Raw genomic sequence first — 22,696 nt, forward strand, 5'->3', positions numbered from 1 at the left:
AGATAGAACAGGTTCTACGAGAAGGGAACAGGATGGGGCGCCGGGGTGGACGGAGGGCCGGGCGGCGTCCGAGGTCAGCGGTCGAAGTCGAGCTCCACCTTCTCCGTGGACGGGTGCGACTGGCAGGCCAGCACGTAACCGGCCTCGGTCTCCTCGGGCTCCAGCGCGAAGTTCCGGTCCATCCGGACGGACCCCGAGACGAGGAACGCGCGGCAGGTACCGCAGACGCCGCCCTTGCAGGCGTAGGGCGCGTCCGGTCTGTTGCGCAGCACCGTGTCCAGGAGGGACTCGCCGTCCTGGACGGGCCAGCTGCCCGCGCGGCCGTCGAGCTGTGCGGTGACGGTGGCGTGGGCGGGGGCCCCGGCCACCGACCCGGGCCGGGCCGCCGCCGGAGCGTCGTCCACATGGAAGATCTCCTCGTGCACGCGGTCCCGCCGCACGCCGAGGTCCCGCAGAGTCCGCTCGGCGCTCTGCACGAGCCCGTAGGGGCCGCACAGGAACCAGCCCGAGACCCGCTCGACCGGCAGCAGCGCCGGCAGCAGGGCCGACAGGCGCTCCTGGTCGAGGCGGCCCGAGGAGAGACCGGCCTGCTGCTCCTCGCGGGACAGTACGGTGACCAGCTGGAACCGGTCCGGGTACCGGTCCTTCAGATCGGCGACCTCCTCCAGGAACATCGTCGAGGCGGTGGTGCGGTCGCTGCGGATCAGGCAGAACCGGGCCTCGGGCTCGCGCGCCAGCAGCGTCGCCGCGATGGAGAGCACCGGGGTGATCCCGCTGCCGCCGACCACCGCCGCGTAGTGCCCCGGCGCCGGGTCGAGGACGAAGCGCCCGGCCGGCGTCATCACCTCGACCTCGTCGCCCACGCCGATCTCCTTGTGGGCGTATGTGGAGAACGCGCCGCCGTCGACCATGCGCACGCCGACCCGCAGCGTGTCCGGCGCCGTGCCGGCCGGGGCGGGGGAGCAGATCGAGTACGTGCGGCGGATCTCGGCGCCCTCGGTCGTGCCGTCCGCCGTGCGGCGCAGGGCGAGGTGCTGGCCGGGGGTGAACCGGTACGCCTCGCGCAGCTCCTGCGGCACCACGAAGGTCAGAGCCACCGAGTCGTCGGTGAGCCGGTCGACCGCGGCGACCCGGAGCCGGTGGAAGCGGGCCCTTCCCGCTCCTTGTGCCATCACAGCTCCTTGAAGTGGTCGAAGGGTTCGCGGCAGGCCAGGCAGCGGCGCAGGGCCTTGCAGGCGGTGGACGAGAAGCGGCTGAGCAGCTCGGTGTCGGTCGAGCCGCAGTGCGGGCAGGCGAGCGGCTCCTCGGCCGGTGTGTCCGCGCCGGTGCGGCGGGTCGGGCTCAGCGTCAGGGCGACGGGTCCGGCGGGGGCGCGGGTGGTGCGAGGCGGCGCTATGCCGAACTCCCGGAGCTTGCGGCGCCCTTCGGGCGTGATGTCGTCCGTTGACCAGGCGGGGCTGAGCACCGGGCGGACGGTCACCTCGGGGATCCCGTGCTCGTGCAGCACGCGCTCGATGTCGTCGGACATCGCCTCGATCGCGGGGCACCCCGTGTACGTGGGGCTGAGCTCCACCTCGACGCGGCCGGGCCCCAGGCTGTGCACGGCGCGCAGCACGCCGAGCTCCGTGAGGGTCAGCACGGGCAGCTCGGGGTCGGGCACGGAGCCCGCGAGCCGGCGCAACTCCGCCTCCAGCGGGGTCTCCTGCTCGTGGGCGAGGGTCACCATGACGCCCCCGGGTGACTGCGGTGCAGGTGCTGCATCTCGGCGAGCATCCGCCCGAAGGACTCGGTGTGCAGGCCCTGGCGTCCGGCTCCGGCGCGCCAGGCGCCGGTCTGCGGGCCCGCGGGCACAGCCAGCGTGGCGCGGCGGAGGACGTCCGTGACCTGCGCCGTCCACGTCTCCTGGATCTCCTGCCAGTCGACCGGCAGTCCGGGAACGGGCTGGAACAGCTCGCCGGTGAAGCGCCACAGGGCGTCGACCGCGCGCTGCGTGCGGGCGTGGCTCTCGTCGGTGCCGTCGCCCAGGCGCAGCGTCCACTGCTCCGCGTGGTCCTGGTGGTAGGCGACCTCCTTGACCGCCTTGGCGGCCAGAGGGGCGAACGGCGAGTCCGTCGCGGCCAGTCGGGTGTGGAGCAGCAGCTGGAAGGTGGAGAAGAAGAGCTGGCGGACGATCGTGTGCGCGAAGTCGCCGTTGGGCTGCTCGACCAGCTGGGTGTTGCGGAAGGCGCGCTCCTCGCGGAGGTAGGCCAGCTCGTCCTCGTCGCCGGCCATGCTCAGCAGGACGCGGGCCTGGCCGAGCAGGTCGAGCGCGATGTTCGCGAGGGCGACCTCCTCCTCCAGGACCGGGGCGTGGCCCGCCCACTCCCCCAGACGGTGCGAGAGCACCAGGGCGTCGTCGCCGAGGGCGAGGGCGGCGGCCGCGGTGTCGGTCAGCGGCTGCGTCTCGGAAGGCAGCGTGGTCTCGGAAGGCTGCGTCACAGGTGCTTCACCCCTTCCGGGATCTCGTAGAACGTCGGGTGGCGGTAGGGCTTGTCGGCCGCGGGCTCGAAGAAGGGGTCCTTCTCGTCCGGCGAGGAGGCGGTGATCGCGGCGGAGGGCACGACCCACAGGGAGACGCCCTCGCCGCGGCGGGTGTACAGGTCCCGCGCGTTGCGCAGCGCCAGCTCGGCGTCCGGGGCGTGCAGGCTGCCCGCGTGGGTGTGGGACAGGCCGCGGCGGGAGCGCACGAAGACCTCCCACAGGGGCCAGTCCGTGCCGCCCTGCGCCGCGGGGGTGGGGGTCTCGCTCATGCCGCCCTGCCTTCGTGTGTCGTGGCCTTGGTGGAGTGCTTGGCCGCGTGGGCCGCGGCGGCCTCGCGCACCCAGGCGCCCTCGTCGTGGGCGCGCCGGCGCTGGGTGATGCGCTGCTCGTTGCACGGCCCGTTGCCCTTCAGGACCTCCTTGAACTCCGTCCAGTCGATCGGACCGAAGTCGTGCCGGCCCCGCTCCTCGTTCCACCGCAGCTCGGGGTCGGGGAGGGTGAGGCCGAGGGACTCGGCCTGGGGGACGCAGATGTCGACGAAGCGCTGCCGCAGCTCGTCGTTCGAGTGGCGCTTGATCTTCCACTCCATGGACTGCGCGGAGTGCGCCGACTCGTCGTCCGGCGGGCCGAACATCATCAGCGAAGGCCACCACCAGCGGTCCACCGCGTCCTGCGCCATCGCGTGCTGGGCCTCGGTGCCCCGGCTCAGGGCGAGCAGCAGCTCGTACCCCTGGCGCTGGTGGAAGGACTCCTCCTTGCAGACGCGGACCATCGCGCGCGCGTAGGGCCCGTAGGAGCAGCGGCACAGCGGCACCTGGTTCGTGATCGCGGCGCCGTCCACCAGCCAGCCGATGGCGCCGACGTCCGCCCAGGTCAGCGTCGGGTAGTTGAAGATCGAGGAGTACTTCTGGCGGCCGCTGTGGAGCTTGTCGAGCAGCTCGTCGCGGCTGGTGCCGAGGGTCTCGGCGGCGCTGTAGAGGTACAGGCCGTGGCCCGCCTCGTCCTGGACCTTGGCCATCAGGATGGCCTTGCGGCGCAGGGAGGGGGCGCGGGTGATCCAGTTCGCCTCGGGCTGCATGCCGATGATCTCGGAGTGCGCGTGCTGGGCGATCTGGCGGACCAGCGTCGCGCGGTAGGCGTCGGGCATCCAGTCGCGGGGCTCGATGCGCTCGTCCGCAGCCACCGCCGCGTCGAAGACGGCCTGGAAGCCGGCCTCGCCGAGGTCGGCGGCCTGGTCCGGCCGCGTCCCGGCTGCCTGGTGGTGCGGGGCTGCTGTCGCCATTCCCGATCCCCTCGACCTTGGGTGACCGACGGGGCCGGGGGCTCCGTCAGCTCCCGACCGATCGTTCGGTTCGTCGAGTTCAATGGTGGGACCCGGCGCCGTAGGGTGTCAACCCTGAACAGTCCGCCTGTGGACAAGTCCGGTCTGCACCGTCCCTTCACCTGTGGAAAACCGCGGTCGACTGTGTTTGGCGCTCGCTCCCCAGTACGGTTCCGATGCGCCGCGGGGACACGGCGGGCCGGGGGAACGGCCAGGGGAACAGGGAATCGGGATCGGGGAGCACCGATGGACACGGAAGCAGCGGCGGCGGACGAGGCCGTCCGGCCCGATCCGCAGCCGGAGTCGCAGCCGCAGCCGGAATCGGATCCGCAGTCGGCCCCGCCCGGCCGCGCCGGCATCGCGGGCCTCGCCCCCGGCTACCAGCTGACGGCCGCGCTGGCCCTGGCGGCGGTCGCGCTCGTCACCGGACTCCACGTCCTCATGGTGTTCCTGCACGTCGCGCCGTCGAACACGCTGAGCAAGCAGTACGGCCAGGGCGTCGACGACTGGGTGTACCCCGAGTTCGAGCAGAACTGGAAGCTGTTCGCCCCGAACCCGCTCCAGCAGAACATCGCCGTGCAGGCCCGAGGCGAAGTGCGCACGCGCGACGGAGACACGCGGCAGACCCGCTGGTACGACCTGTCCGCCGAGGACGGCGCCGCCATCGACGGCAACCTGCTGCCCAGCCACACCCAGCAGAACGAACTGCGCCGCGCCTGGGACATCTACGGGTCGACGCACGACGCGCAGAACCGTCCCACCGGACCGCGCGGCACCCTGTCCGAGCGTTATCTGCGCCGCATCCTCGTGCTGCGCCTGGACCGGCTCGGCGTGACGGAGAAGGGCGAGACGCTCGAACGCGTCCAGGTGCGCTCGAAGTCCGTCACCATCGAGCCACCGAAGTGGAGCACGGAGAAGGTGGACCGCAAGCCGTTCTACCGAGAGATCCCCTGGTGGTCGGTGACCGCGTACGACGCTCCGCTCGACACCGGCGCCCGGGTGCGTGTGCAGGGGCCGGCCGGTGAGGCCCGATGAACCGCCTCGCCCGCGCCGGAGCGCAGTTCTACGCCGCCCTCCAGAAGATCACCGCGAGCCCGCTCGCCCCGTACCAGAGTGCCGTGATCCGGATCGGGTTCGCCTCGACCTGGCTGCTGTTCCTGCTGCGCGAGTACCCGCACCGGCTGGAGCTCTACGGCCCCGACGGGCCCTGGAGCTGGGACCTGGCGCAGCAGCTCATCAGCCAGAACCACGCGTTCAGCGCGCTGATGTGGTCCGACGGACGCGCCTGGTTCGAGCTCGTCTACGCGGCGGCCGTCCTGGCGTCGTTCCTGCTGGTCCTCGGCTGGCGCACCCGCACCATGTCGGTCCTGTTCATGATCGGCGTGCTCTCGCTGCAGAACCGCAGCGTCTTCGTGGGTGACGGCGGGGACAACGTCATCCACCTCATGTCGATCTACCTCGTCCTCACGCGCTGCGGCCAGGTGTGGTCGCTCGACGCGCGGCGGGCGGCACGCGCGCGTACCGGCGCGCCCCGGCCCGACCGCGCCGGGCCCGTCCTGTGGTGGGCGGCCGGCCTGGCCCTGGCGGCGATCACCTTCACCGGGGACGTCCGCGGCGGCTGGCTGCTCGTCTTCTGGACGCTCTGGGCCGTCCACGGCGTGTGGTGGTTCCTGAACCGGCGCGCCCCGCACGGCGACCCGCGCCTGCTGTGCGACGTCGTCGCGAACCTGGTGCACAACGCCGCCCTGCTGGTGATCATGATCGAGGCGTGCCTGATCTACGCCACCGCGGGCTGGTACAAGATCCAGGGCAGCCGCTGGCAGGACGGCAGCGCCGTCTACTACCCGCTGCACCTGGACTACTTCTCGCCCTGGCCCGCCCTGGGCGACCTGCTGACCTCGTACGGCCCGATGGTGCTGCTCGTGACGTACGGGACGGTCGCCGTGCAGGTCGCCTTCCCGTTCACCGTGTTCAACCGGCGGGTCAAGAACGTCCTGCTCGTGCTCATGATCATCGAGCACCTGGGGATCGCCGTCGTGCTCGGACTGCCCTTCTTCTCGCTCGCGATGATCGCCGCCGACGCGGTCTTCCTGCCGACGCCCTTCCTGAAGTGGCTGGGCGGGCGCGTGGCACGCGCGCGTGAGCGCTTGTTCCCCGGCACGCGCGCGACGGCCGGGCCCGCGGTGCCCGGGCCGCGTCCCGCGGACGGGCCGCAGGGGGCCGCGGACGTGTCCGAGGTGCCGGTCACCCGCACGTAGGCTTCCCGGCATGAGCGGGGCGAACGGCACACAGGCGGCGCGGGGCGCACACGGCGGGCAGGAACCGGACGCGGTCCGGGTCTGGCGGCAGCACGCCCAGGAGGCCGTGCTGCTGGACGGCTTCCACGCCCTCAAGCACGCGCTGCGCTTCGGTGCGGACGTGCCCGTGGCGCTCGCCGTCGACCGGGCCGCCGCGCTCGCCCTGGCCGCCGATCTCGCCCCGGACGTCGCCCCCGAACTGGCCGCGCGCCTGGTCGAGGTGCCGGACGACGTGCTGCGGGCGCTCGTGCCGCGGCTGCACCCCACCGGGGTCGCCGCGCTCGCGGGCCGCCCCGCGCGGGCCGAGCGGCTCGGCGCCCTGCACCGCACGGACCGTACGACCCCGGTCGTCGTCCTCGACCAGCCGCGCAACCTCGGCAACGCGGGCGCCGTCATCCGGCTCGCCGCCGGCTACGGGACCGCCGGAGTCGTCACGACGGGCAGCCTCGACCCCTGGCACCCCACGGTCGTGCGGGGCGGGGCCGGGCTGCACTTCGCGACCGCCGTGGCGCGCATGGACGTCGGCGAGCTGCCCGCGGGGCCGCTGTACGCGCTCGACCCCGAGGGAGCCGACATCCGCGGTCTGGAGCTGCCCGACGACGCGCTGCTCGCGTTCGGCTCGGAGCGCAGCGGTCTGACGCCCGAACTGCGCGAGCGCGCCGACCACCTCGTCTCCCTGCCGATGCGGCCCCAGGTCTCCAGCTACAACCTGGCGACCAGCGTCGGCATGACCCTCTTCCACTGGAGCACGCACAGCACGCACGCGCCCTAGCAGGGTCAGGAGGCGGCGGCCTCCCGGCGGACCTCCACCACGCGGAAGCGGTTCGACACGAAGGCGCCGTCGCACAGGGCCGCGTTCGCCGCCGGGTTGCCGCCCGAGCCGTGGAAGTCGGAGAACGCCGCCGTCTGGTTCACGTACACCCCGCCCGTCAGGTTGAGCGAGAGCTGGGCGCACTCCTCCAGGCAGACCTCCTCGACGGCGCCGGCCACCTCCTCGGAGGTCGTGTACGCGCCGACGGTCATCGCGCCCTTGTCGCGGACCGTGCGCCGCAGCAGGTCGAGGGCGTCGGCCGTGGAGTCGACGGCGACGGCGAAGGAGACCGGGCCGAAGCACTCGCCCATGTAGGCCGCCTCGGTGTCGGTGTTCTCCCAGAACTTGCGCGCGCCGTCGAGCTTCACCATCGCGGGGGTGCGCACGACGGCGTCCGGGAAGTCCGGGTGGGTGACCTCGCGGGAGGGCAGCGCCACCTCGCCGAGCGAGGCGGCCGCCTCCAGGCGGGCCTTCACGTCCGGGTTGACCAGGGCGCCCAGCAGCGCGTTCGCCCGCGCGTCGTCGCCGAGGAGGCCGCCGACCGCGCGCGCGAGGTCGGTCACGACCTCGTCGTACGACTTGGGGCCCTCGTCGGTGGTGATGCCGTCGCGGGGGATCAGCAGGTTCTGCGGGGTGGTGCACATCTGGCCGCTGTACAGGGAGAGCGAGAACGCGAGGTTCGACAGCATGCCCTTGTAGGAGTCGGTCGAGTCGATGACGACCGTGTTGACCCCCGCCTTCTCCGTGTAGACCTGCGCCTGGCGGGCGTGGGTCTCCAGCCAGTCGCCGAACTCGGTGGAGCCCGTGTAGTCGATGATCTTGATCTCGGGGCGGACGGCGAGCGTCTTGGCGATGCCCTCGCCGGGGCGCTCGGCGGCCAGCGCCACCAGGTTCGGATCGAAGCCGGCCTCGGCCAGGACCTCCCGCGCGACCTGGACGGTCAGCGCGAGCGGCAGCACCGCGCGCGGGTGCGGCTTGACCAGGACCGCGTTCCCCGTCGCCAGGGAGGCGAACAGGCCCGGGTAGCCGTTCCACGTCGGGAACGTGTTGCACCCGATCATCAGCGCGATGCCGCGGCCGACCGGGGTGAACGACTTGCTGAGCAGCAGCGGGTCGCGCTTGCCCTGCGGCTTGGACCACTCCGCCGCGTCCGGCGTGCGGACCTGCTCCGCGTACGCGTAGGCCACCGCCTCCAGGCCGCGGTCCTGCGCGTGCGGGCCGCCCGCCTGGAACGCCATCATGAAGGCCTGGCCGCTGGTGTGCATGACCGCGTGCCCGAACTCCATGGTGCGGGCGCTGATCCGGGCCAGGATCTCCAGACAGACCGCGGCGCGCAGCTCCGCGCCCGCCTCGCGCCACGCGCGCAGGCCCGCGCGCATGGCGGGCAGCAGCACGTCGATGTCCGCGTGCGGGTACGTGACGCCCAGCTCGACGCCGTACGGGGAGACCTCCCCGCCGACGAAGTCGTCCGTGCCGGGCTGGCCCAGGTCGAGGCGGGTGCCGAGCAGGGCGTCGAAGGCGGCCTTGCCCTCGGCCATGCTCAGGCTCCCGTTCTCCCCGTACGCCTTCGGGTGCTCCGGGTGCGGGGACCAGTACGCGCGCGTGCTGATGGCTTCCAGCGTCCGGTCGAGCGTCGGCCGGTGCTCGGCGATCAGGTCGTGCGCGGTGCGTTCGGCGGCCATGGGGGACCAACTCCTCCTCGGCGGCGGCTCCTCGTCGAGCCGGCGAGCTGGGCAGGGACGGGCAGACAGAGTTAGAGTAACCGAACGATCGGTCGGGACAAGGGGGTGCGGCGAACCTGTGGACGACACCCCTTCGCCGGCCGGGCCTGACGGCCCCCGGAGCCCACGCGCTCGGCTGCATGCGGAAGGATCGCGCGCATGACAGCACATGACCGCCCCGTCGGCGTGGTGGGCACCGGCACGATGGGCCAGGGCATCGCCCAGGTCGCCCTGGTCGCCGGGCACCCCGTCCGGCTGTACGACGCCGCGCCCGGCCGCGCGCGGACGGCCGCCGAGTCGATCGCCGCACGGCTCGACCGGCTCGTGGACAAGGGCCGCATGAGCGACGAGGAGCGCGCCGCCGCCGTCGCCCGTCTCACGCCCGCGCAGTCGCTCGACGCGTTCGCGGACACGACCCTCGTGGTCGAGGCCGTCCTGGAGGAACTGGACGTCAAGCAGCGGCTGTTCCGCGAGCTCGAGGACGTCGTCGACGACGACTGTCTGCTCGCCACGAACACCTCGTCCCTGTCCGTCACCGCGATCGCCGGCGCCCTGCGCCTGCCCGGCCGCTTCGTCGGCCTGCACTTCTTCAACCCGGCGCCGCTCATGCCGCTCGTCGAGGTCGTCTCCGGCGCCGCCACCGACGTCACCGCCGCCACGCGCGCGTACGAGACCGCACGCGCCTGGGGCAAGACCCCGGTGGCCTGCGCGGACACCCCGGGCTTCCTGGTCAACCGGATCGCGCGGCCCTTCTACGCCGAGGCCTTCGCGGTGCACGAGGAACAGGGCGCCGACCCCGCCACCATCGACGCCGTGCTGCGTGAGAGCGGCGGCTTCCGGATGGGCGCCTTCGAACTGACCGACCTCATCGGCCAGGACGTCAACGAGGCCGTGACCCGATCCGTGTGGGAAGGCTTCTACCAGGACGTGAAGTTCCGCCCCGCCCTGTCCCAGCGCCGCCTGGTGGAGGCGGGCCGGCTCGGCCGCAAGACCGGCCAGGGCTGGTACGCGTACGGGGAGGGCGAGGAGCGTCCCGAGCCGCACACGGCGGTGCCCGCGGAGCCCCCCGCGCGCGTGAGCGTCGAGGGCGACCTGGACTCGGCCGCCGAGCTGATCCCGATGATGCGCGAGGCCGGCATCGAGGTCGTGCAGGAGGACGAGGACAAGGGCACCCGCATCGTGCTGCCCAGCGGCGGTCAGCTGGTGCAGGCGGACGGCCAGACCTCCGTCGAGTTCCGCGACGTCGTCTACTTCGACCTCGCCCTGGACTACCGCTCGGCGACCCGGATCGCGCTCGCCGCCTGCAAGGACGGCAACCCGCGCACCCTGGACGAGGCGGTCGGCCTCTTCCAGGCGCTCGGCAAGCAGGTCAGCGTCATCGGCGACGTGCCGGGCATGATCGTGGCCCGCACCGTGGCCCGGATCATCGACCTCGCGCACGACGCGGTCGCGCGCGGGGTGGCCACCGAGGAGGACGTCGACACCGCGATGCGGCTCGGCGTCAACTACCCGCTGGGGCCCGTCGAATGGAGCCGCAGGCTCGGCCGCGGCTGGGCCTGCGGCGTGCTGGAGGAGCTGCACGAGCGGGACCCCTCGGGCCGCTACGCCCCCTCCCTCGCGCTGTTCCGGCACTCGTACAACCCGAAGAAGTGGGAGGGCTCCGCATGACCACGCCGCGACGTGCCGCGGGCCCGCGCCGCGACACGTACACCCCCGAGACGCTGCTGACGGTCGCCGTGGCGGTCTTCAACGAGCGTGGCTACGACGGCACTTCGATGGAGCACCTCTCCAAGGCCGCGGGCATCTCCAAGTCGTCGATCTACCACCACGTGTCGGGCAAGGAGGAGTTGCTGCGCCGCGCGGTCAGCCGCGCGCTCGACGGGCTCTTCGGGATCCTCGACGAGGAACCCGCGCGCGTGGGACGCGCGGTGGAGCGCCTGGAGCACGTCACGCGCCGCATGGTCGAGGTCCTGACCGGCGAACTTCCCTACGTGACGCTGCTGTTGCGCGTGCGCGGGAACACCGACACGGAGCGGTGGGCCATGGCGCGCCGCCGCGAGTTCGACCACCAGGTCGCCGCGCTGCTCAAGGCCGCCGCGGCCGACGGGGACGTACGGGACGACATAGAGGTGCGGCTCGCGACCCGCCTCCTCTTCGGAATGATCAACTCCATCGTGGAGTGGTACCGGCCCGACGGCGGCGGTCAGCTCCGCCCCCAGGAGGTCGCCGACGCGGTGGTGGAGCTGGTCTTCCAGGGCATGCGCAAGCCCGCCTGAGCGCCCTGAGGGCCCTTCGGGGCCCTCAGGCGTCCGGCCCCAGGTCCTCCTCCTCGAAGACCAGGAGCGTGCGGCTGCTGAGCACCTCCGGGATGGCCTGGAGCTTGGTGAGGACCAGCTCGCGCAGCGCGCGGTTGTCCTGCGTGTGGACCAGGATCAGCACGTCGAAATCGCCGCTGACCAGCGCGATGTGCGAGGCCTCCGGCATCCGGCGCAGCTGGTCGCGCACCGTGCGCCAGGAGTTCTGGACGATCTTCAGGGTGATGTACGCGGAGGCGCCCTGCCCGGCCCGCTCGTGGTTGACGCGGGCGCCGAAACCGCGGATCACGCCGTCGTCGATGAGCCGGTTGATACGCGCGTAGGCGTTCGCCCGCGACACGTGGACGCGCTCGGCGACGGACCGTATCGACGCGCGGCCGTCCTTCTGGAGCATCTGGAGGATGTCGCGGTCGATGGGATCGAGCGGGCGGGCCACGGACTCCGGCGGCGGCCCTCCGGAGTCGTCGGCCATTTGTTCAGATGCCATGTGCCCGCGCCTCCCTACCATGGACGTACTGCATTCATCTCAGGCTGTGGAGAACCGTTTGTCCACAGCCTGGAGGTGCCTGTAGCCAAAATGTGCCGACGACCGAACAATCGGTAGGTGAGGCGCATCACACCCGACGCGTCGTCGAAGCCGCTCCCACGAGGAGGTGCCGTCATGACGGTCATGGAGCAGCGGAGCTCCCGCCGCGCAGGCAGGACCGCTCCGCCGCCCGCCTGGCAGCCCCGCACGGACCCCGCGCCGCTGCTGCCCGACGCGCAGCCGTACCGCGTCCTGGGCACCGACGCCGCCGCGCAGACCGACCCCGGGCTGCTGCGCAGGCTGTACGCCGAGGTGGTCCGCGGCCGGCGGTACAACGCGCAGGCGACCGCCCTGACCAAGCAGGGCCGCCTCGCGGTCTACCCCTCGACCACCGGCCAGGAGGCCGCCGAGGTCGCCGCCGCGCTCGCCCTGGAGGAGCGCGACTGGCTCTTCCCGAGCTACCGCGACACCCTCGCCGCCGTCGCCCGCGGCCTGGACCCCGTCCAGGCCCTCACCCTGCTGCGCGGCGACTGGCACACCGGCTACGACCCGCACGAGCACCGTGTCGCGCCGCTGTCGACGCCGCTCGCCACCCAGCTGCCGCACGCCGTCGGCCTCGCCCACGCCGCCCGCCTCAAGGGCGACGACGTGGTGGCGCTCGCCATGGTCGGCGACGGCGGCACCAGCGAGGGCGACTTCCACGAGGCGCTCAACTTCGCGGCCGTCTGGCAGGCCCCCGTCGTCTTCCTGGTGCAGAACAACGGCTACGCGATCTCCGTGCCGCTCGCCAAGCAGACCGCGGCGCCGTCCCTGGCCCACAAGGCCGTCGGGTACGGGATGCCGGGCCGGCTGGTCGACGGCAACGACGCGGTGGCGATGCACGAGGTCCTCACCGAAGCCGTCACCCACGCGCGCGAGGGCGGCGGCCCGACGCTGATCGAGGCCGTCACCTACCGCATGGACGCGCACACGAACGCCGACGACGCGACCCGCTACCGCGCGGACGCCGAGGTCGAGGCATGGCGCGACCACGACCCGGTCCTCCTCCTGGAGCGCACCCTGACCGAGCGCGGCCTCATCGACGAGGCCGGGATGCAGGCCGTGCGCGACGACGCCGAGAGGATGGCCGCCGCGCTGCGCGAGCGCATGAACGCGGACCCGGTGCTCGACCCCATGGATCTCTTCACCCACGTCTACGCCGAGCAGACCTCCCAACTGCGGGAGCAGGCCGAGCAGTTGCGCGCCGAGCTCGACGCCGAGGCCGAGGCTTCCGAGGGAGGCCGCTGATGGCGACCGTCGCCCCCGAGCAGGCCGCGAAGCCCGCCACCAAGCCGGCCACCATGGCCCAGGCCCTCGGCCGCGCCCTGCGCGACGCCATGGCCGAGGACCCGTCCGTGCACGTCCTCGGTGAGGACGTGGGCACCCTGGGCGGTGTCTTCCGCATCACCGACGGACTCGCGAAGGAGTTCGGCGACGACCGCTGCACCGACACCCCGCTCGCCGAGGCCGGCATCCTCGGCGCGGCCGTCGGCATGGCGATGTACGGGCTGCGGCCCGTCGTCGAGATGCAGTTCGACGCGTTCGGCTACCCGGCCTTCGAGCAGCTCGTCTCGCACGTCGCCAAGATGCGCAACCGCACGCGCGGGACGATGCCGCTGCCGATCACGATCCGCATCCCCTACGGCGGCGGCATCGGCGGCGTCGAGCACCACAGCGACTCCTCCGAGGCGTACTACATGGCGACGCCGGGCCTGACCGTCGTCACGCCCGCCACCGTCGCCGACGCGTACGGGCTGCTGCGGCAGTCCATCGCCTCCGACGACCCGGTCGTCTTCCTCGAACCCAAGCGCCTGTACTGGTCCAAGGACACCTGGAACCCGGAGCGCCCGTCGACCGTCGACCCCATCGGCACGGCCGTGGTCCGCCGCCCCGGGACCAGCGCCACGCTCATCACGTACGGGCCGTCCCTGACCGTCTGCCTGGAGGCGGCCGAGGCGGCCCGCACCGAGGGCTGGGACCTCGAAGTGGTCGACCTGCGCTCCCTGGTGCCGTTCGACGACGCGACGGTCGCCGCGTCCGTGCGCCGCACGGGGCGCGCGGTCGTCGTCCACGAGTCCCACGGCTTCGGCGGGCCCGGCGGCGAGATCGCCGCGCGGATCACCGAGCGCTGTTTCCACCACCTGGAAGCGCCGGTGCTCCGGGTGGCCGGGCTCGACATCCCGTACCCGCCGCCGATGCTGGAGCGGCACCATCTGCCCGGCGTGGACCGGGTGCTGGACGCCGTCGCACGTCTCCAGTGGGATCAGTGAGAGCCAGTGAGGGGATCGGTCTGATGGCTCAGGTGCTGGAGTTCAAGCTGCCCGACCTCGGCGAGGGGCTCACCGAGGCGGAGATCGTGCGCTGGCTGGTGCAGGTCGGCGACGTCGTCGCCGTCGACCAGCCGGTCGTCGAGGTCGAGACGGCCAAGGCGCTCGTCGACGTGCCGTGCCCCTACGGGGGCGTGGTCACCGCCCGCTTCGGCGACGAGGGGAGCGAACTGCCCGTGGGCGCCCCGCTGCTGACGGTCGCCGTCGGCGCGGACGCGAGCACGCTCCTGGAGGCGCCGAGCGCCGCCCCGGCCGAGTCCGAGGGCTCGGGGAACGTGCTGGTGGGGTACGGGACGACCGCCGCGCCCGCCCGGCGCCGGCGGGTGAGGCCGAGCGCGCCGAGCACACAGTCGGCGCCGGCCGCGCCGCCCGCTCCCGCCGCTCCGGCGGCCCCCGTTCCCGTGGCCCCGGCTCCGGTCGCTCCGGCGCCCGCGAAGCCGGTGCACGCGTCCGGGCCCGTCCCGGTCATCTCGCCGCTCGTGCGCAAGCTGGCCCGCGATCACGGCCTCGACCTGCGGGAGCTGACCGGTTCCGGGCCCGAGGGGCTGATCCTGCGCGCCGATGTGGAGCGCGCGGTGGTGGCGGCTCAGGCCACGGCGGCACCGGTGGCGGCCCCGGCCCCCGAGGCCCCGGCGCTCAAGGGCCACCGCACTCCCCTGCGCGGGGTCCGCGGCGCCGTCGCCGACAAGCTCTCCCGCAGCCGGCGCGAGATCCCCGACGCGACCTGCTGGGTGGACGCCGACGCCACGGAGCTGATGCGCGCCCGCGCGGCCATGAACGGGGCGACCGGTCCCTCCGCGGGCCCGAAGATCTCCGTCCTGGCACTGCTCGCCCGCATCTGCACCGCGGCCCTGGCCCGCTACCCGGAGCTGAACGCGACGGTGGACACCGAGCGCCGCGAGATCGTCCGGTTCGACGAGGTGCACCTCGGCTTCGCCGCGCAGACCGAACGCGGGCTCGTCGTCCCCGTCGTCCGGGACGCGCACGCGCGCGGCGCCGAGTCGCTGAGCGCCGAGTTCGCGCGGCTCACCCACGCGGCCCGGGCCGGATCGCTGACGCCGGGCGAGCTGACCGGCGGCACGTTCACGCTGAACAACTACGGCGTGTTCGGGGTCGACGGATCGACGCCGATCATCAACCACCCCGAGGCGGCCATGCTCGGCGTGGGCCGGATCGTGCCGAAGCCGTGGGTGCACGACGGGGAGCTGGCGGTCCGTCAGGTCGTCCAACTGTCGCTCACCTTCGACCACCGGGTCTGCGACGGCGGCACGGCGGGCGGCTTCCTGCGCCACGTCGCGGACTGTGTGGAACAGCCGGCGGTGCTGCTGCGCACCCTGTGACCCGGGGGCCGGGCGTGCCGTGAGCGGCGGCACGCCCCGGGACCCCGTACGCGAGGGTGGCAATGATCCTTCGGCTGGCTGGTGGCGCTCATACTCGGGGGTTGACTTGATCCCCCGCCTGGTGGCGGGGGATTCCAGCGGTCGCCCGCTGAGTTTCCTGTTTCACTGCCGACTGCCCGCCCGGAGTGCTCCGTTGAGGTCTTACACCGGCTCCGCAGGCCGACACCGCCAGTCCGGCGGCCTTCAGATTCTTCGCGGCGTTCACGTCCCGGTCATGGGTCGTGCCACAGTCGCACGTCCAGGTGCGGACGTGTAGCGGCATCTTCCGCTGGAGGGTGCCGCAGACCGAACACAGTTTGGAAGAGGGGAAGAACCGGTCGACGACGACCACGTCCCGCCCGTACCAGGCTGCCTTGTACTCCAGCATGGACCGGAACTCGGCCCAGCTCGCATCACTGATGGCGCGGGCGAGCGTCTGATTCTTGACCATGTTGCGGACGGTCAGGTCCTCGATCACGAGCGTTTGGTTCTCACGCACGAGTCGAGTGGTCAGCTTGTGCAGGTGGTCCCGGCGCCGGTCGGCGATCCGGGCGTGCACCTTTGCCACACGTCGCCGGGCCTTGGCCCGGTTGGCGCCGTCCCCCTCGGCCTTACGCGCCAGTGCACGCTGGGCCTTCGCCAGGCGGGCCCTGTCCCTGCGCTCGTGACGGGGGTTGGTCACCTTCTCTCCGGTGGAGAGGGCCAGCAGGTGGTCCAGGCCGACGTCGATGCCGACGACGGTGTCCGCGGCCGGGAGTGGCTTCACGCTGGGGTCTTCGACGAGCAGAGAGACGAACCAGCGTCCCGCACTGTCGCGGGACACGGTCACCGTGGATGGGTTCGCCCCCTCGGGCAGTGGCCTCGACCACACGATGTCCAGAGAGGCGGTCATCTTCGCCAGGGTCAGCTTGCCGTCACGGAAGCGGAAACCGCTGGTCGTGTACTCGGCCGACGCTCGGGACTTCTTCTTCGACTTGAAGCGGGGGTACTTGGCCCGCTTGGCGAAGAAATTGGTGAACGCGCCTTGCAGGTGACGCAGAGTTTGCTGGAGCGGGACTGAGGACACCTCGTTCAGGAACGCGAGCTCTTCGGTCCTCTTCCACGCCGTCAGCATCGCGGAGGTCTGGTTGTAGTTGACCCGCTCCTGACGCGTCCATGCCTCGGTGCGGGCAGCCAGCGCCAGGTTGTAGACCTTCCGTACGCACCCGAAGGTGCGCGACAGCTCGGCTGCCTGCGCATCTGTCGGGTAGAAGCGGTACTTGAACGCCCGCTTCACATACGTCGGAGCCATGCTCACAAACTAGGCCCACTGTAGGTTAAGTACAAACCTGCTGGTCAGAGTGTGGCCTTTCGCCCTGGGAGCGAACTCCACCCCGCTACTCTGCTCCGCGGGAGTTTCGTTTTCTCCCTGGCCTGAAGGCAGGGGAGTCCACGAAAGGACGTCAGATGAACGAGAACGCCGCCCGTGGCCCCGCACCCGCGTACGACGCCGTCGTCCTCGCCGGGGGCGCCGCGCGACGGCTCGGCGGGGCCGACAAGCCCGGGGTCCGGGTCGGTGGCCGCGCCCTGCTCGACCGGGTGCTCACCGCCTGCGCCGGGGCCTCTGCCACCGTCGTCGTCGCCGCGCCCCGCGCGACCGGACGCCCCGTCACCTGGGCCCGCGAGGACCCGCCCGGCGGGGGCCCGCTCGCCGCGCTGGACGCGGGAGTCCGCGCCCTGCCGCCGCTGGGACACGGAGCGGCGCAGAGCGTGGTCGTGCTCTCCGCCGACCTGCCGTTCCTGACGCCCCGCACGGTGCGGCTGCTGCTCGACACGCTGCACGCCGACCTCGCCGCGGATGCCGGTCTTGCCGAGCACACCGACCAGGCCGAACAGGCCGGCCTCGCCGAGCAGGCCGATCCCCCCAGCCCCGCCGAGCCCGCCGACGCCGTTCTCCTCACCGACCGCGACGGCCGCGACCAGCCCCTCGTCGCCGTCTATCGCCGCGCCGCGCTCGACCGTGCGCTCCGTGCCCTCGTCGCCGAGCACGGTGCGCTCGAAGGGCTGCCGTTGCGTCTCCTCACGCGCGGGCTGCGCCTCGCCCGGGTCGCCGACCCGGAGGACCCCGTCGCGTCGTTCGACTGCGACACCTGGGACGACATCGCCGAAGCCCGGACACGGATCAGGGAGCATGGACGCGTGCTTGAAGAATGGATCTCCGCAGCCAAGGACGAACTGGGCATCGACCTGGACGTCGACACCGGCGCACTGCTCGACCTCGCCCGCGACGCCGCGCACGGGGTCGCCCGCCCCGCCGCGCCCCTGACGACGTTCCTCGTCGGATACGCGGCCGGGCGGGCGGGCGGCGGCCCCGAAGCGGTCGCCGCCGCCACCGCGAAGGCCGTCGCGCTCGCCGAACGCTGGGCGCGGGAGGCCGAGACCGCCGCGGCCTCGGACGACTCGGCACCGGGCGCGGTATGACCGCGCAGGACGGTCGTTCGGCGCCGCAGGCCGACCCGATCGACGGCGACGTCGACGAGGCGCTGGCCCTGGCCAACGCGCACAGCGCCCCGCGCGGTGAGGGAACTCCCGGTGGTCAGGGCACCGGCGGCGCGCCGCGCGCGGCCACGCCCGGTCCCGCCGACGCCGGCCGGGACGCCCTCCGCGCTCCCCGGCCCGGCCAGGAGCACGCGCGCGAGGCCACCCGCGACCGCCACCGCGCCACCCCCTGGCCAGCCGCCCGCCGCATCGCCGCCCAGGCGGGCCGGCAGGCCGCCGCGCACCGGGCCCGGACGACCGAGCCGCCCACCGACCCGGTCACCGGCGCGCAGACCGACCCGGCGACGGGCCTGTCCGTCGACCCCGTGGCCGACGCCTCGACCGCCCCCCGCGCGGAGCGCTTCCCGCGCGGAGCGGCCCGCGTCCCGTTGGACGAGGCCCTCGGCCTCGTCCTGGCCGCGCCGCTCACCGCCCTCACCGACCTACCGTCCTTCGACACGTCCGCGATGGACGGCTGGGTCGTGGCGGGCCCCGGCCCGTGGGCCGTACGCGACGAGGGCATCCTCGCCGGGCACGAGCCGCCCGCGCCGCTGTCCGACGGGGAGGCCGCGGCCATCGCGACCGGCGCCCGGATCCCGCCCGAGACGACGGCCGTCATCCGCAGCGAGCACGGTCACCTCGACGACAAGCGGCAACTGCACCCGCTGCGCGAGGTCGCGCACGGACAGGACATCCGGCCGCGCGCCCAGGAGTGCCGCAGCGGCGAACTGCTCCTGCCGTCCGGCTCCGTGGTCACGCCCGCGGTCCTCGGCCTGGCGGCCGCCGCCGGCTACGACGACCTGCTCGTCGTGCCCCGGGCCCGGGTCGAAGTCCTCGTCCTGGGCGACGAGTTGCTCACCGCGGGCCGCCCCCGCGACGGCCTCATCCGCGACGCGCTCGGCCCGATGCTGCCGCACTGGCTGCGCGCGCTCGGCGTCGAGGTGATCGCCGTGCGCCGGCTCGGCGATGACGCCGAGGCCGTCCTCAAGGCCGTCCGCGACTCCACCGCCGACCTCGTCGTGACCACCGGAGGCACTGCGTCCGGCCCCGTCGACCACGTCCACCCCACGCTCAGCGCCCTCGGCGCCGAACTGCTCGTGGACGGCGTCAAGGTCCGCCCCGGCCACCCGATGCTGCTGGCCCGGCTCGCCGAGGGCCGGCACCTCGTCGGCCTGCCCGGCAACCCGCTCGCCGCCGTGTCCGGCCTGCTCACCCTCGCCGAACCCCTGCTGCGCGAACTGTCCGGCCGGGCCGCGCCCGAGGCCTCGTACGGGCGTGAGGACGAGGCCGGTGAGCCGGACACCGCGCCGCTGCACGCGGCCGTCCAGGGGCACCCGCACGACACCCGGCTCGTGCCCGTCGTGCTGCGCCAGGACCGCGACAGCGGCCACGACTGGGCGGTGCCGCTGCACTACAACGGCCCGGCCATGCTGCGCGGCATCGCCGCCGCCGACGCCCTCGCCGTGATCCCGCCGGGCGGAGCCCAGGGCGCCCAGGAGGTCGAGATTCTCGATCTGCCATGGTCGTGGAGCACAGGGAACCCAGGGATCAACCTCCCGGGAAACGAAGGGTGTTTCACGTGAAACTGGCCGGCCATGACGCCATCGCGCGTCAGGCGGACGAGAAGACGGCCACCTACCGGGTGAAGCTGCCGCGCCGCGTCGTCGTGCCGCCGCTGAAGCAGGTGGCACGCCGGCTGGCGATGGCCCTCGGTGTGCTCGTCCTGACCGGGTTCCTCGTCTGGTTCGACCGGGCCGGGTACAACGACAGTTCCGACCGCACGGTCGACATGCTCGACTCCTTCTACTACGCGACCGTCACGCTCTCCACGACGGGATACGGCGACATCACGCCGGTCAGTGACAGCGCCCGCCTCACCAACATCCTCGTCATCACACCCCTGCGCGTGCTGTTCCTGATCATCCTGGTCGGCACCACGCTGGAGGTCCTCACCGAACGGACCCGGGAGGAATGGCGCCTGAACCGCTGGAGGTCCAACTTGCGTGACCACACTGTCGTCATCGGCTTCGGCACGAAGGGCCGCAGCGCGGTGGAGACCGTCTGCGCGACCGGACTCAAGCCCGAACAGGTCGTCGTGGTCGACCCCAGCAGCAAGGTCATCGACGCGGCCAACGCGCTCGGCTACGCCGGGGTCATGGGCGACGCGACCCGCAGCGACGTCCTGGTCCGCGCCGAGGTGCAGCGCGCCCGGAAGATCATCATCGCCACGCAGCGCGACGACACGGCGGTCCTGGTGACGCTCACGGCGCGGCAGCTGAACCGGGGGGCGAAGATCGTCGCCGCGGTCCGCGAGGAGGAGAACGCGCCGCTGCTGCGCCAGTCCGGCGCCGACGCGGTCATCACCAGCGCCAGCGCGGCGGGCCGGCTGCTGGGTCTGTCGGTCCTCAGCCCCAACGCGGGCATGGTCATGGAGGACCTCATCCAGCAGGGCAGCGGCCTCGACCTGATCGAACGCCCGGTGATAAAGGCCGAGGTGGGCCTGGAGCCGAGGCAGGTCGACGACCTGGTCGTCAGCGTCGTACGCGGCCACCGGCTGCTCGGCTACGACGACAAGGCCATCGGCACCCTGCAGTTGACGGACCGTCTGATCACCATCGTGCGGGCCACCCCGACCACGCACGTGGCGCCGGACTCCAAGCCGCTGCCCCAGGACTGACCCGGGCGTGACGAAGGGCCGCGCCGGGCCCACGGGAGTAGCCTCGCGGCCATGTATGCGATCACGATCCCGGAACCCGGCGGACCCGAGGCGCTCGTCTGGGCGGAGGTCCCCGACCCCGTGCCCGGCGAGGGCGAGGTCCTCGTCGAGGTGGTCTCCAGCGCCGTCAACCGCGCCGATCTGCTCCAGCGCCAGGGCTTCTACAACCCGCCGGCCGGCTCCTCCCCGTACCCCGGTCTGGAGTGCGCGGGCCGGATCGCCGCGCTCGGGCCGGGCGTGGGCGGCTGGTCCGTCGGCGACGAGGTGTGCGCGCTGCTCGTAGGCGGCGGCTACGCGGAGAAGGTCGTCGTCCCGGCCGGTCAGCTGCTGCCCGTGCCGCGGGGCGTCGACCTCGTGACGGCGGCGGCGCTGCCCGAGGTGACCTGCACCGTCTGGTCCAACGTGTTCATGGTGGCGAACCTGCGCCCCGGCGAGCTCTTCCTCGTGCACGGCGGCTCCAGCGGCATCGGCACGATGGCGATCCAGCTGGCGAAGGCCGTCGGCGCCAAGGTCGCCGTCACCGCGGGCACCAAGGAGAAGCTGGACTTCTGCGCCGAGCTGGGCGCCGACATCCTGATCAACTACCGCGAGCAGGACTTCGTCGAGGAGATCCGCGAGAACACCGCGGGCGGCGGCGCCGACGTCGTCCTCGACAACATGGGCGCCAAGTACCTGGGCCGCAACGTGGACGTCCTCGCCGTCAACGGCCGACTCGCGATCATCGGCATGCAGGGCGGCGTCAAGGGCGAGCTGAACATCGCCACGCTGCTCGGCAAGCGCGGCGCGATCACCGCGACCACGCTGCGGGCCCGGCCGCTCGCCGAGAAGGCGGCCATCGTGGCGGCGGTCCGTGAGCACGTCTGGCCGCTGATCGAGGGCGGCCATGTGCGGCCGGTCGTGGACCGGACGCTGCCGATGGCCGACGCGGCGCAGGCCCACCGGGTCCTGGAGGAGTCCGGGCACATCGGCAAGGTGCTGCTCACGCTGCCGTAGCCGCGGCCCCGGCGGTCAGCGCCGCAGCCGCAGGGCCAGGAAGCCGAGGCCGAGCCCGGTGAGGAGCAGGCCGAAACCCAGCGGCAGCACGTTCATCAGCGGGCTCGTCCCGTCGCCGCCCGGCACCACGGTCTGCTGCCGGGCGGCGGCCGGGGGCCGCGGGCGGTGTGTCGGGGTCGCGGAGGGCTCCTCGGCGGGCGGCGCGGGCGGTCGCAGGGCGGCGGAGCCGGTCGGGTGCGGCCGGGGCCGCCCCGGCGGGGTCCGGCCCTGACCCGCCTGGCTGCCCGCGAGGGAGGCTCCGGGCGAGGGTTCGGCGGCGTACGCCGGGGACGCCTGCGCGACGGCGGAGACGGCGGCACAGGCCGCCGCGGTCGGCAGGGCCGCCAGGAGCGCGAGCAGGGTCGCCGCGAGGGCTCCCGTCACCCGTCCGGCCACCCGCCGAAGCCACACCATGCGCTGCCCCCTTCTGCCGTGCTTGCGATAAGCCTCACATAGGTCAATAAAACGGGCACGCCGGATTTCGGGGCGCCCGGACGCGGTGGATCATCGTTCGACGGGGGCACCACCGAGGGGTGAGAGCACCGTGCGAGAGAATGGCGGCATGGAGATGCCGAGGAACGAACGGTCGCCCGAGAACCCGCAGATCCTGGTCGTGGGCCAGGACGGAATGGCTCTGGGCGGCGGCGGAGGCGACGAAGCCCGCGAGGTCCCGGTGACGGAGATGGTGGAGCAGCCCGCCAAGGTGATGCGCATCGGCAGCATGATCAAGCAGCTGCTGGAGGAAGTGCGCGCGGCTCCCCTGGACGAGGCGAGCCGGCAGCGGCTCAAGGAGATCCACCACAGCTCGGTCAAGGAGCTGGAGGACGGCCTCGCGCCGGAGCTCGTCGAGGAACTGGAGCGGCTCTCCCTGCCGTTCACCGACGAGGCCACCCCGAGCGACGCGGAACTGCGCATCGCGCAGGCCCAGTTGGTCGGCTGGCTGGAGGGCCTCTTCCACGGGATCCAGACCACGCTCTTCGCCCAGCAGATGGCCGCCCGCGCCCAGTTGGAGCAGATGCGCCGCGCGCTGCCGCCGGGCGCCGGCGGTGAGGACGGCGACGAGGACCCCCGCACGGTCGGCCGCTCGGGCGGACCGTACCTGTAGGCGACCGACACCGAAAGCAAAAGGCCCGGCCCGCGCTCCACGCGCGGACCGGGCCCTTTGCTGTGCGTCC

General features: G+C 73.0%; 22 protein-coding genes. 13 read left to right on the plus strand and 9 right to left on the minus strand.

The features are described 5' to 3' along the window. Positions 1–74: 74 nt before the first annotated feature. From paaE to paaA, 5 genes are read right to left on the minus strand one after another with little or no spacing between them, the layout of a single operon-like run. Complete coding sequence (gene paaE / locus ACZ4E1_RS10745) at positions 75–1,172, minus strand: 1,2-phenylacetyl-CoA epoxidase subunit PaaE (protein WP_467537855.1); 1,098 nt, start codon at positions 1,170–1,172, stop codon at positions 75–77. Continuing rightward, complete coding sequence (gene paaD, locus ACZ4E1_RS10750) at positions 1,172–1,726, minus strand: 1,2-phenylacetyl-CoA epoxidase subunit PaaD (RefSeq protein WP_467537856.1); 555 nt, start codon at positions 1,724–1,726, stop codon at positions 1,172–1,174. The genes paaE and paaD overlap by 1 nt, the downstream gene beginning before the upstream one ends. Further along, entirely contained in the window at positions 1,720–2,478 is a 759-nt protein-coding gene (paaC, locus tag ACZ4E1_RS10755; RefSeq protein ID WP_467537857.1) for a 1,2-phenylacetyl-CoA epoxidase subunit PaaC, read from the minus strand. The genes paaD and paaC overlap by 7 nt, the downstream gene beginning before the upstream one ends. Further along, positions 2,475–2,789 carry a 1,2-phenylacetyl-CoA epoxidase subunit PaaB gene (gene paaB, locus ACZ4E1_RS10760; RefSeq protein ID WP_467537859.1) on the minus strand — a complete coding sequence of 105 codons (315 nt, stop codon included), beginning with the start codon at positions 2,787–2,789 and terminating at the stop codon, positions 2,475–2,477. The genes paaC and paaB overlap by 4 nt, the downstream gene beginning before the upstream one ends. Beyond that, on the minus strand, positions 2,786–3,802 hold the full coding sequence (gene paaA / locus ACZ4E1_RS10765; RefSeq protein WP_467537861.1) for a 1,2-phenylacetyl-CoA epoxidase subunit PaaA: 1,017 nt from the start codon (positions 3,800–3,802) through the stop codon (positions 2,786–2,788). The genes paaB and paaA overlap by 4 nt, the downstream gene beginning before the upstream one ends. Before the next feature lie 285 nt (positions 3,803–4,087). Between paaA and ACZ4E1_RS10770 the strand changes: the two genes are divergently transcribed. Genes ACZ4E1_RS10770 through ACZ4E1_RS10780 form a run of 3 tightly spaced genes read left to right on the plus strand, consistent with a single transcriptional unit; the run spans position 4,088 to position 6,910 of the window. Continuing rightward, positions 4,088–4,876 (plus strand): DUF5819 family protein, encoded by a 789-nt coding sequence (locus tag ACZ4E1_RS10770; RefSeq protein WP_467537862.1) that lies wholly within the window; start codon positions 4,088–4,090, stop codon positions 4,874–4,876. Next, entirely contained in the window at positions 4,873–6,099 is a 1,227-nt protein-coding gene (locus ACZ4E1_RS10775) for an HTTM domain-containing protein (protein ID WP_467537864.1), read from the plus strand. Before ACZ4E1_RS10770 ends, ACZ4E1_RS10775 begins: the two co-directional genes overlap by 4 nt. A gap of 10 nt (positions 6,100–6,109) precedes the next feature. Continuing rightward, the gene (locus ACZ4E1_RS10780) at positions 6,110–6,910 is read left to right on the plus strand and encodes a TrmH family RNA methyltransferase (protein WP_467537866.1); all 801 of its coding nucleotides are present in this window, start codon (positions 6,110–6,112) and stop codon (positions 6,908–6,910) included. A 5-nt stretch (positions 6,911–6,915) separates the two neighbouring features. On the opposite strand, the gene paaN is transcribed toward ACZ4E1_RS10780, so the two are convergent. Then, positions 6,916–8,631 (minus strand): phenylacetic acid degradation protein PaaN, encoded by a 1,716-nt coding sequence (gene paaN / locus ACZ4E1_RS10785; RefSeq protein WP_467537868.1) that lies wholly within the window; start codon positions 8,629–8,631, stop codon positions 6,916–6,918. Positions 8,632–8,829: 198 nt separating this feature from the next. On the opposite strand from paaN, the gene ACZ4E1_RS10790 reads away from it, so the two are divergent. Beyond that, positions 8,830–10,338, plus strand: coding sequence for a 3-hydroxyacyl-CoA dehydrogenase (locus ACZ4E1_RS10790; protein ID WP_467537870.1), 1,509 nt, complete (start codon positions 8,830–8,832; stop codon positions 10,336–10,338). Continuing rightward, on the plus strand, positions 10,335–10,946 hold the full coding sequence (locus ACZ4E1_RS10795) for a TetR/AcrR family transcriptional regulator (protein ID WP_467537872.1): 612 nt from the start codon (positions 10,335–10,337) through the stop codon (positions 10,944–10,946). The genes ACZ4E1_RS10790 and ACZ4E1_RS10795 overlap by 4 nt, the downstream gene beginning before the upstream one ends. 25 nt (positions 10,947–10,971) lie before the next feature. Here ACZ4E1_RS10795 and ACZ4E1_RS10800 read toward each other — a convergent pair whose 3' ends face one another. Continuing rightward, the gene (locus tag ACZ4E1_RS10800; protein WP_467537874.1) at positions 10,972–11,472 is read right to left on the minus strand and encodes an Lrp/AsnC family transcriptional regulator; all 501 of its coding nucleotides are present in this window, start codon (positions 11,470–11,472) and stop codon (positions 10,972–10,974) included. Between the two features lie 174 nt (positions 11,473–11,646). Between ACZ4E1_RS10800 and pdhA the strand changes: the two genes are divergently transcribed. The 3 genes from pdhA to ACZ4E1_RS10815 are packed head-to-tail and all read left to right on the plus strand — an operon-like array spanning position 11,647 to position 15,217. Then, the gene (gene pdhA / locus ACZ4E1_RS10805) at positions 11,647–12,798 is read left to right on the plus strand and encodes a pyruvate dehydrogenase (acetyl-transferring) E1 component subunit alpha (protein WP_467537876.1); all 1,152 of its coding nucleotides are present in this window, start codon (positions 11,647–11,649) and stop codon (positions 12,796–12,798) included. Then, positions 12,798–13,820: an alpha-ketoacid dehydrogenase subunit beta gene (locus ACZ4E1_RS10810; protein ID WP_467537878.1), complete on the plus strand. Its 1,023-nt coding sequence runs from the start codon at positions 12,798–12,800 to the stop codon at positions 13,818–13,820. The genes pdhA and ACZ4E1_RS10810 overlap by 1 nt, the downstream gene beginning before the upstream one ends. A gap of 23 nt (positions 13,821–13,843) precedes the next feature. Then, a complete protein-coding gene (locus tag ACZ4E1_RS10815) occupies positions 13,844–15,217 on the plus strand; it encodes a dihydrolipoamide acetyltransferase family protein (RefSeq protein WP_467537880.1) in 1,374 nt (457 codons plus the stop codon). 88 nt (positions 15,218–15,305) lie between these two features. On the opposite strand, the gene ACZ4E1_RS10820 is transcribed toward ACZ4E1_RS10815, so the two are convergent. Further along, positions 15,306–16,547 carry an RNA-guided endonuclease InsQ/TnpB family protein gene (locus tag ACZ4E1_RS10820; RefSeq protein ID WP_467537882.1) on the minus strand — a complete coding sequence of 414 codons (1,242 nt, stop codon included), beginning with the start codon at positions 16,545–16,547 and terminating at the stop codon, positions 15,306–15,308. A 155-nt stretch (positions 16,548–16,702) separates the two neighbouring features. Here ACZ4E1_RS10820 and ACZ4E1_RS10825 point away from each other — a divergent pair, with 155 nt between their 5' ends. Genes ACZ4E1_RS10825 through ACZ4E1_RS10840 form a run of 4 tightly spaced genes read left to right on the plus strand, consistent with a single transcriptional unit; the run spans position 16,703 to position 21,482 of the window. Beyond that, positions 16,703–17,716 (plus strand): DUF6457 domain-containing protein, encoded by a 1,014-nt coding sequence (locus ACZ4E1_RS10825; protein WP_467537884.1) that lies wholly within the window; start codon positions 16,703–16,705, stop codon positions 17,714–17,716. Further along, positions 17,713–19,356 carry a molybdopterin molybdotransferase MoeA gene (locus ACZ4E1_RS10830; protein WP_467537886.1) on the plus strand — a complete coding sequence of 548 codons (1,644 nt, stop codon included), beginning with the start codon at positions 17,713–17,715 and terminating at the stop codon, positions 19,354–19,356. Before ACZ4E1_RS10825 ends, ACZ4E1_RS10830 begins: the two co-directional genes overlap by 4 nt. Beyond that, positions 19,353–20,450, plus strand: a complete 1,098-nt coding sequence (locus tag ACZ4E1_RS10835) for a potassium channel family protein (protein ID WP_467537888.1) — start codon at positions 19,353–19,355, stop codon at positions 20,448–20,450. Before ACZ4E1_RS10830 ends, ACZ4E1_RS10835 begins: the two co-directional genes overlap by 4 nt. A gap of 51 nt (positions 20,451–20,501) precedes the next feature. After that, positions 20,502–21,482, plus strand: a complete 981-nt coding sequence (locus tag ACZ4E1_RS10840; protein WP_399124467.1) for an NAD(P)H-quinone oxidoreductase — start codon at positions 20,502–20,504, stop codon at positions 21,480–21,482. Positions 21,483–21,497: 15 nt separating this feature from the next. Here ACZ4E1_RS10840 and ACZ4E1_RS10845 read toward each other — a convergent pair whose 3' ends face one another. Beyond that, complete coding sequence (locus ACZ4E1_RS10845; protein ID WP_467537890.1) at positions 21,498–21,935, minus strand: hypothetical protein; 438 nt, start codon at positions 21,933–21,935, stop codon at positions 21,498–21,500. Positions 21,936–22,083: 148 nt separating this feature from the next. Between ACZ4E1_RS10845 and ACZ4E1_RS10850 the strand changes: the two genes are divergently transcribed. Then, on the plus strand, positions 22,084–22,626 hold the full coding sequence (locus ACZ4E1_RS10850; protein ID WP_467537892.1) for a bacterial proteasome activator family protein: 543 nt from the start codon (positions 22,084–22,086) through the stop codon (positions 22,624–22,626). Positions 22,627–22,696 lie beyond the last annotated feature (70 nt).

This window comes from Streptomyces sp. NPDC025806 (genome assembly GCF_055558275.1).